The 7,854-nt window shown below is 65.8% G+C and carries 6 protein-coding genes and 2 riboswitches; all 6 genes read left to right on the top strand.

Annotation, left to right across the window (positions count from 1 at the left end; translation table 11 throughout):
- The first annotated feature begins 288 nt into the window (after nt 1–288).
- Nucleotides 289–408: riboswitch (FMN riboswitch) on the top strand.
- Nucleotides 409–510: 102 nt separating this feature from the next.
- The 6 genes from RCI06_RS13685 (at nt 511) to RCI06_RS13660 (ending at nt 7,805) form a co-directional block, all read left to right on the top strand.
- Nucleotides 511–1,071, top strand: coding sequence for an ECF transporter S component (locus RCI06_RS13685; RefSeq protein WP_101549315.1), 561 nt, complete (start codon nt 511–513; stop codon nt 1,069–1,071).
- A gap of 55 nt (nt 1,072–1,126) precedes the next feature.
- A riboswitch (SAM riboswitch) is annotated at nt 1,127–1,220 on the top strand.
- 120 nt (nt 1,221–1,340) lie between these two features.
- Nucleotides 1,341–3,125 (top strand): N-acetylmuramoyl-L-alanine amidase, encoded by a 1,785-nt coding sequence (locus tag RCI06_RS13680; protein ID WP_306576379.1) that lies wholly within the window; start codon nt 1,341–1,343, stop codon nt 3,123–3,125.
- Nucleotides 3,122–3,868, top strand: coding sequence for a hypothetical protein (locus tag RCI06_RS13675; RefSeq protein ID WP_306576378.1), 747 nt, complete (start codon nt 3,122–3,124; stop codon nt 3,866–3,868). Before RCI06_RS13680 ends, RCI06_RS13675 begins: the two co-directional genes overlap by 4 nt.
- Nucleotides 3,869–3,920: 52 nt before the next feature.
- Complete coding sequence (gene metK / locus RCI06_RS13670; protein ID WP_306576377.1) at nt 3,921–5,105, top strand: methionine adenosyltransferase; 1,185 nt, start codon at nt 3,921–3,923, stop codon at nt 5,103–5,105.
- 60 nt (nt 5,106–5,165) lie between these two features.
- A complete protein-coding gene (locus RCI06_RS13665) occupies nt 5,166–5,495 on the top strand; it encodes a hypothetical protein (protein WP_101549321.1) in 330 nt (109 codons plus the stop codon).
- 87 nt (nt 5,496–5,582) lie between these two features.
- Nucleotides 5,583–7,805, top strand: coding sequence for an ATP-dependent RecD-like DNA helicase (locus RCI06_RS13660; RefSeq protein WP_306576376.1), 2,223 nt, complete (start codon nt 5,583–5,585; stop codon nt 7,803–7,805).
- Nucleotides 7,806–7,854: the final 49 nt, after the last annotated feature.

Below are 7,854 nucleotides of genomic sequence, written 5' to 3'. Positions count from 1 at the left end.
GTGGCAGGGCGCCGCCGACTTTGGCCGCAGGCCAACCGGAGGCGGCGCGGGGGTCAAGGGGGCGCAGCCCCCTGCGGCTTCTTTCCCCTATTTCTTGTCCGTACAAGAAATGGGGCCGCCCGCCGGGGCGGGACCCGGCAAGCTCCGCCGCTTCCCGAGCGGCATATCTAAAGCGCCGCCACCCGCCGGGGCGAGAGCGGAAAGCTCCGCCGCTCCTCGAGCGGCAAACAAAAGGCCCACGGCAACCCCCTTGACAAAACGGTCACATGCGCTATAATAAAACCACAAAGTCTGTTTCAGGGCGGGGTGAAAGTCCCCACTGGCGGTACAGTCCGCGAACCGGCGCAAGTCGGCCGAATGGGTGCGATTCCCATACCAACGGTATAGTCCGGATGAAAGAAACGGCGTATATTCGCGGATTTTCCGCCGATATGCCCGCGCCCTTGAACCTTGGTTCAAGGGCGTTTTCAGTTCCCCGGCAGGCTCCAAACATTTTTGGAGGTATGACACATGAAAGCATCCCAGACCACCCGCAAGCTCACCACCATCGCCATGCTGGCCGCCGTATCGATCGTGCTGGTCGCGCTCATCCGCATTCCGTTTCCGCCCGCGCCCTTCCTCGAGTACGACCCTGCCGACATCCCGATCTTTATCTGTACCTTCCTCTACGGGCCGGTGGCGGGGCTCGGGCTCACGCTCGTCGTGTCGGTCATCCAGGGCACGACGGTCAGCGCGGGCAGCGGCATCATCGGCATCGTGATGCATTTTCTGGCGACGGGCGCGTTCGCGCTGCTCGCGGGCAATCTCTACCGCCTCCGCCATAACCGCGTTGGCGCGGTGGTCGCGCTGGGGGCGGGCGTCGCGGCGATGACCGTGGTGATGGTGTTCTGCAACCTCATCTTTACGCCGATCTTCATGGGTACCCCGATCGAGGCGGTCATCCCGATGCTGCTGCCGGTCATCATCCCCTTCAACCTGCTCAAGGCGGGGGTCAATGGGATCGTCACCTATTTCGTCTACAAGCCGATCGCGCGGCTGGTGAAGCATGAGCATTCCGAACAGCCCGCGTAATGCTTGACATTTTCTGGCGCATCCTGTAGAATAACAAAGACAACTGAATAGCTTTACCTTATAAAGAGCGGCGGAGGGACTGGCCCTGTGAAGCCCGGCAACCTGCATTGCAAGGTGCCAAATCCAGCGGTATGACCGAGAGATGAGGAAATGATAGCGTCCGGCATATCGCCGGGCGCTTTTTGTTTTGATTTGACAGGAATTGGCCGCAGGAAAACGCGGCCGAGTCCCCACTGTATAAGAAATATTGCGTAACAGGGGGTAAACAGGTGAAAATAGACGGAATGTGCAGAAAACTTATTTCCACGGCGCTGGCGGCGGCGCTCTGCGCGGGGGTGGCGGCGCCATCCCTCGCGGCGGGCGGCTACAACGACTTCGACGCGATCACCAGCCATGTGAATCTCAAGGTGCCCGCCCGGCTGACCCTGACCCGCCCGGAGAAGGACGTCTCCACCTCGGCGGCCGCTTACTTCATCACGGGCGGCTCCGACCCCGACGAGAAGCTGACGATGAACGGCGAGGCGGTTTCGGGCCGGGGGGCGCGCGGCAGCTTCGGCGTGCTCGTGGCGCTCCAGAAGGGGGTCAACACCTTCGTCTTCCGCAACGGCGGCCGTTCGGAGGAGATCAACATCACGCGCGGGGCGGACACCCCCGTTACGATCACCAACATCCGCGGCGCGGCACCCTCCTTTGACTGCGCGACCTACTCGGGTGAGACGATCAGCCTGCAGTGCACCGCGCCGTCGGGCGCACAGGTGACCGCGACGGTCGGCGGGCGGCAGGTGGCGCTCAAGCAGGCGGCGGCGACCGCCGTGGCGGGCGTGCCCGCGACCTTCTCCGCCAAGACGACGGCGGGCGAGGTGGACGGCACCCGCAACCTCGGCCCCGTCACCTACACGATGACCTACAAGGGCAAGACCAGCTCGGTCAAATCGGCGGGCAGCGTCTACCTGACCGGCAGCGGCAGCCGCCTGTACGTCGAGGTGAAGAACGTGGCGGCAAGCGTCTACAAGGACGCGGCGGCGAGCGCCTTCATCGAGACGGCCAAGGGGGGCGCGGTCGACTATGTGACCGAGGTGGGGAACATGTACCGCCTGTCGACGGGCGGCTGGATCCCCAAGGAGTCGGTGCAGCCGCTGGAGGAGCAGGTGAACATCCGCAACAGGGTGTCCGGCGTCTCCTTCGAGCAGGCGGGCAGCGGCGAATACTACACCTTCCACGGCACCGCAAACACGATGTTCAGGGCCTATATGGACGGGGAAAAACTCTATGTGAAGCTCTTCAACACGACCGGCATCGCGGACTATGAGGACGGCATGGCGGACGGCAGCGACCTGTTCGACGCGGTCGACGTGACGGAGGAGGACGGCGACACGGTCATGCAGTTCCTGCGGTCGGGGTCCCGGCGGCTGTGGGGCTACGACATCAGCTACGACGACGGCGACGTCATCCTCTACGCGAAATACGCGCCCCGGGTCTCGGGCGGTAGCCAGCCGCTCTCCGGCGTGACGATCGCGGTGGACGCGGGCCACGGCGGCGCCGATCCCGGCGCGATCGGCATCCCCGGCACGGGCGGCGCGATGGAGAAGGACATCACCCTCGCATCGGCGGTCGCGGTGCAAAAGCGGCTGGAGTCTCTCGGCGCGAAGGTCGTGCTCTGCCGCACGGGGGACGACGACGTGGACATGAACAAGAGGATGCAGATCACGCTCGACAACCGCGCCGACCTCTTCATCTCCCTTCACTGCAACAGCCTCGCCTACACCAAGGATATGAACACGATCGGTGGAACCGAGGTCTACTACTTCGAGCCGATCTCCAAGAGCCTCGCCTCAACCCTCTCGGCGAACGTGGCGGGCTATACCGGGCGCACCAACCGGGGCGCGAAGCAGTCCAACTACCGCGTGACCCTCAACGCCTTCGCGCCGTCGGTGCTTGTGGAGATGGGCTTTGTCACCAATCCCACGGAGTATGACAGCATGACCAGCCGCAACGGCATCTACCAGACCGCGAACGCGATCGGGGACGGCGTGCTGGCGGTGCTGGGCGTATGACGCGCGCAAGGGTTCTGGCCGGCCTGCTCGCGCTGCTGCTGGCGCTGGCCGGCTGCGCGGCGCGCGGCGGGGAGGTTCCGCCCGCGGACGCGGGACCGGCGGCGCCGGGTCCGGCGGAACCCGCCGCGCCCGGGAGCGCGCCGGAGCCGGAATCCCCTGCGGAGCCCGACTACACCGACCCGGCGGTCTGCCAGGAGATTTTTTTCGCGCCCTACGGCAACCTGATCTACGCCGAGGGCTGGGAACGCTACGAGGACCTCGGCCCGGACTCCCTCTTCCAGTTCACGGTGCAGAAAAACTACCACATCTACATGTCCAAGATCGACTACGCCGAGCGGTACGGCCCCGAATGGGCGCGCGTCGACCCGCCGGTGGACGGGGAGGGCTTTGCGGCCTATCCCGCCGAGGAGGTCGAGGCCACGGCGCTCGCCTACTTCGGTGCGCCCGCCGACTACCTGCGTACCGCCTATTCCTACGACGCGCAGAAGAACGTCTACCAGATGCGGGGCGGCGGCCTCGGCGAGGAGTGGTGGCCGCGGGTGCTCTCCGCCGAACGGGAGGGGGACCTGCTGCGCATCTCCTACGAGGTGTGGACGGAGGGTTACGCCGTCCGGGACGGCGAGGGAAACGCGTCCGAGGCTTCCGGACAGAAGGTCTATTCCGCCGTCATGACGGTGGCGCTTTTGGACGGGGGCGGCTTCCAATACCGGTCGGTGCAGGTCCTGCCGGAGGAAGCGGCGTAAAATTTGTATATTGAAGCCCGGAGGGGCTGGACGAAAGGAAGTTCGATAGAAGATGGCCAAGTACCTTTTTACCTCGGAGTCAGTAACCGAGGGACATCCCGACAAGATCTGCGACCAGATTTCCGACGCGGTGCTCGACGCGATCATCGCGAAGGACCCGCAGGCGCGCGTGGCGTGCGAGACGGCGGTGACCACCGGCATGGTGCTCATCATGGGGGAGATCTCCACCAACTGCTATGTGGACATCCCCGCCGTGGCGCGTGACGTGATCAGGGGGATCGGCTACGACCGCGCGAAATTCGGCTTTGACTATGCGACCTGCGCGGTGCTGACGAGCATCGACGAGCAGTCGGGCGACATCGCGCTCGGCGTCGACGAGGCGCTCGAGCAGAAGCAGGGCGCAGGCGACGAGGCGGATTCGACCGGCGCGGGCGACCAGGGCATGATGTTCGGCTACGCGTCGGACGACACCCCCGAATTGATGCCGATGCCGATCTCGCTGGCCCACCGGCTGGCCAAGCGGCTCTCGGAGGTCCGCCACGACGGGACGCTCCCCTACCTGCGGCCGGACGGCAAGACGCAGGTGACGGTCGAATACGAGGACGACGCGCCGGTGCGCGTCGACGCGGTGGTCATCTCCAACCAGCATTCGCCCGACGTCTCCCTCGAGCAGATCCGCGCGGACGTGATCGCGGAGGTCATCGACAAGGTGATCCCCTCCGAGCTGATGGACGACCGCACAAAGATCTACGTGAACCCCACCGGCCGGTTCGTGATCGGCGGGCCGCAGGGCGATTCGGGGCTCACCGGCCGCAAGATCATCGTCGACACCTACGGCGGCTTCGGCCGGCACGGCGGCGGCGCCTTCTCGGGCAAGGACCCGACCAAGGTGGACCGCTCGGCGGCCTACGCCGCGCGCTGGATGGCGAAGAACATCGTCGCCGCCAAGCTCGCCCGCCGCTGCGAGGTGCAGGTGGCCTACGCGATCGGCGTGGCGAACCCCGTGTCGGTCAACGTCAACACCTTCGGCACCGGCGCGGTGCCCGACGACCGGCTCGCCGAGGCGGTGACCAGGGTCTTCGACCTGCGCCCGGCGGCGATCATCCGCACCCTCGGCCTGCGCCGCCCGATCTACCGGCAGCTCGCCGCCTACGGCCACATGGGCCGCGAGGATTTGGGCGTCAGCTGGGAAAAAACCGACAAAACCGACGCGCTTTTGGCCGCCGTGAAGCAATAGGGCCCAAAACGCCTCACACAAAATCACCCCGGAACATAGGATGTTCCGAGGTGATTTTTCATGCTGCACATCCTGGGAATCGGCCTGCTGTCGGTCTTCGCCTGCATCGGGTTCATCCACGCGGCCGCGTGGCTCGCGGTGCGCCTAAGCCGGAAAGGCAACGGGGTTTACAAGGTCGTTCCGGTCGGCGGGGAAGGGAAAAATTCGGGCGACCAGATGTCCCTCTTCTACGCCTGCCTCCAGTGGGAATCCAACCCGAGCGGTCAAGTGCTTCTGCTTTACGACGCGGGCCTCGACGAGCGGGCGGCGCGCGACTGCGAGGAGCTCGCGCGCGGCGCGGGGGTGCGTTTCGTCCGCTCCCCGGAGGAGCTGGCGGGGCTCCTGCGCTAGGGGCCGCAGGCTCCCGGCGCGCTTGCGCTTTCCCGCGCGGACGGCTATAATGATAGCTGTAAATCTTCGCGCGGGGAGGGAAGGAACATGGAGCTTGGCGAACGCTACCGGCTGGAGGGCGGGGTGGAGACGGTCATCTTCCACAGCGGGCAGACGGGCTTTACGGTGCTCGAGCTTTCGGCCGACGGCGAGCTGGTCACCGTGGTCGGGGAGTTCGCGGGCATCGCCGTCGGCGAGACGCTCATCGTGGAGGGGGTGTACGCCACCCACCCGAAATACGGCCTCCAGCTCAAGGCGGACAAGTATGAGCGGCTGCTCCCGGCGACCGCCGCCGCCATCGCCTCCTATCTCTCCTCCGGCGCGATCAAGGGGATCGGCCCCAAGACCGCCGGGCGGCTGGTCGCGCGGTTTGGGGACGAGACGCTCACCGTGATCGAACAGAATCCGGCAAGGCTCACCGAGGTTTCCGGAATTTCGCCAAAAAAAGCGGAACAAATTTCCAATGAGTATCGAAAATTGTTTGGTATACGGACTGTAATGCTATATCTGGCGAAAATCGGCGTTCCCGCGCCCTTCGCGATCAAGGCGTGGAAGAAGTTCGGCCCCCAGGCGCAGGAGATCGTGTCGCAGAACCCCTATGTGCTCTGCTGCGAGGAGATCGGCGTGCCCTTCGAGACGGCGGACGCCGCGGCTGGCGCGGCGGGGCTCGCGCCCGACAGCTTCGAGCGGATCGCCGCGGGCATCCTGCACGTGCTGCGCCACAACAGCATGAACAACGGACACACCTGTCTGCCCGGGCCGAAGCTGCTCGAGACGGCGGCGCGGCTCGTCCAGACGGACAGCTACCACGCCGCCGACGTGCTCGAGGAGCTCGTGGCGCGCGGGGAGCTGGTGCGGCTCGATGTAAAGGGGGAGCCCTTCCTCTACGTCCCCCGCTATTACGAGGCGGAGTGCTACATCGCCTCCAAGCTCTCCCTCATGCGCGACCAGAAGGGGGAGGGCCTCACCCCCGATCTCGAGGCGGCGATCTCCGCGCTTGAGCAAAAGCAGGGGATCACCTACGCGGCGCTCCAGCGGGAGGCGATCGTCACGGCGGTCACCTCCCCCCTCATGATCCTCACCGGCGGCCCCGGTACCGGCAAGACGACGGCGATCTCGGCGATCATCCGCCTGCTCGGGCAGATGGGGGAGAAGGTGGCGCTCGCCGCGCCGACCGGGCGCGCCGCCAAGCGGATGACCGAGCTGACCGGCGTGGAGGCCAGGACGGTCCACAGGCTGCTCGAGGTCGACTTCGACGACGGCTCGGGGGTCACCAAATTCAAGCGCGGGGAGAAGAACCCGCTGCCCTGCGAGGCGGTCATCATCGACGAGACCTCGATGATGGACACGCTCCTCTTCGAGTCGCTGCTGCGCGCCGTCAAGTTCTCCTGCCGGCTCATCCTCGTCGGCGACCCCGACCAGCTGCCGTCGGTCGGCGCGGGCAACATTCTGAGCGACCTCATCGCGAGCGGCAAGCTCCCCGTCGTGCACCTGTCGGAGATCTTCCGGCAGGCGGCCAAAAGCCTCATCGTCACCAACGCGCACGCGATCGTCTCGGGGGAGGACCCGCGGCTTGACGCGCGGGACAACGACTTCTTCTTCCTGCCCGAGCAGCAGTCGGCGCGCATCTGCGCGACCGCCGCCGATCTCTGCGCGCGGCGGCTGCCCAAGAGCTACGGCTTTTCGCCGATGTGGGACATCCAGGTGATCGCGCCGACAAGGGTGGGCGCGGCGGGCACCGGGGAGCTCAACCGGGTGCTCCAGCAGGCGCTCAACCCGCCCGACGAGCGCAAAAAGGAATTTTCCTCCGGCCCCCAGACGCTGCGCGAGGGGGACAAGGTGATGCAGGTGAAGAACAACTACGACCTCCTGTGGGAAAAGGAGGACGGCGAGGAGGGACTCGGCATCTTCAACGGCGACATCGGCGTGATCGAGCTCATCAACCGCCCCTCCTCGTCGATCATCGTGCGGTTCGACGAGGGCCGCCGCGCGGAGTACTCCTTCGACATGGCGGGCGAGCTCGAGCTCGCCTACGCGATCACCGTGCACAAGAGCCAGGGCAACGAGTACGACGCGGTCATCCTGCCGCTCGCGGAGGGACGCAGCCGCATGTATTACCGGAGCCTGCTCTACACGGCGGTCACCCGCGCAAAAAAGCTGCTCATCATCCTCGGTTCGGCCTCGGCGGTGCGCACGATGGTGCAGAGCCACAAGCGGACCCGCCGCTACGCCAACCTGCGGTTTTTGCTGGGGGAGGTGTGCGATGGCTAGCCTGTGGGAGCGCGCGCTCACCCTGCTCTTCCCGCACAAATGCTTCCTC

Source organism: Anaerotruncus massiliensis (ex Togo et al. 2026) (assembly GCF_030825285.1).
GTDB classification, from domain to species: domain Bacteria; phylum Bacillota; class Clostridia; order Oscillospirales; family Ruminococcaceae; genus Anaerotruncus; species Anaerotruncus massiliensis.
Note: the sequence above shows the minus strand (reverse complement) of the source record. Positions and strands in the feature narration are given on the sequence as shown.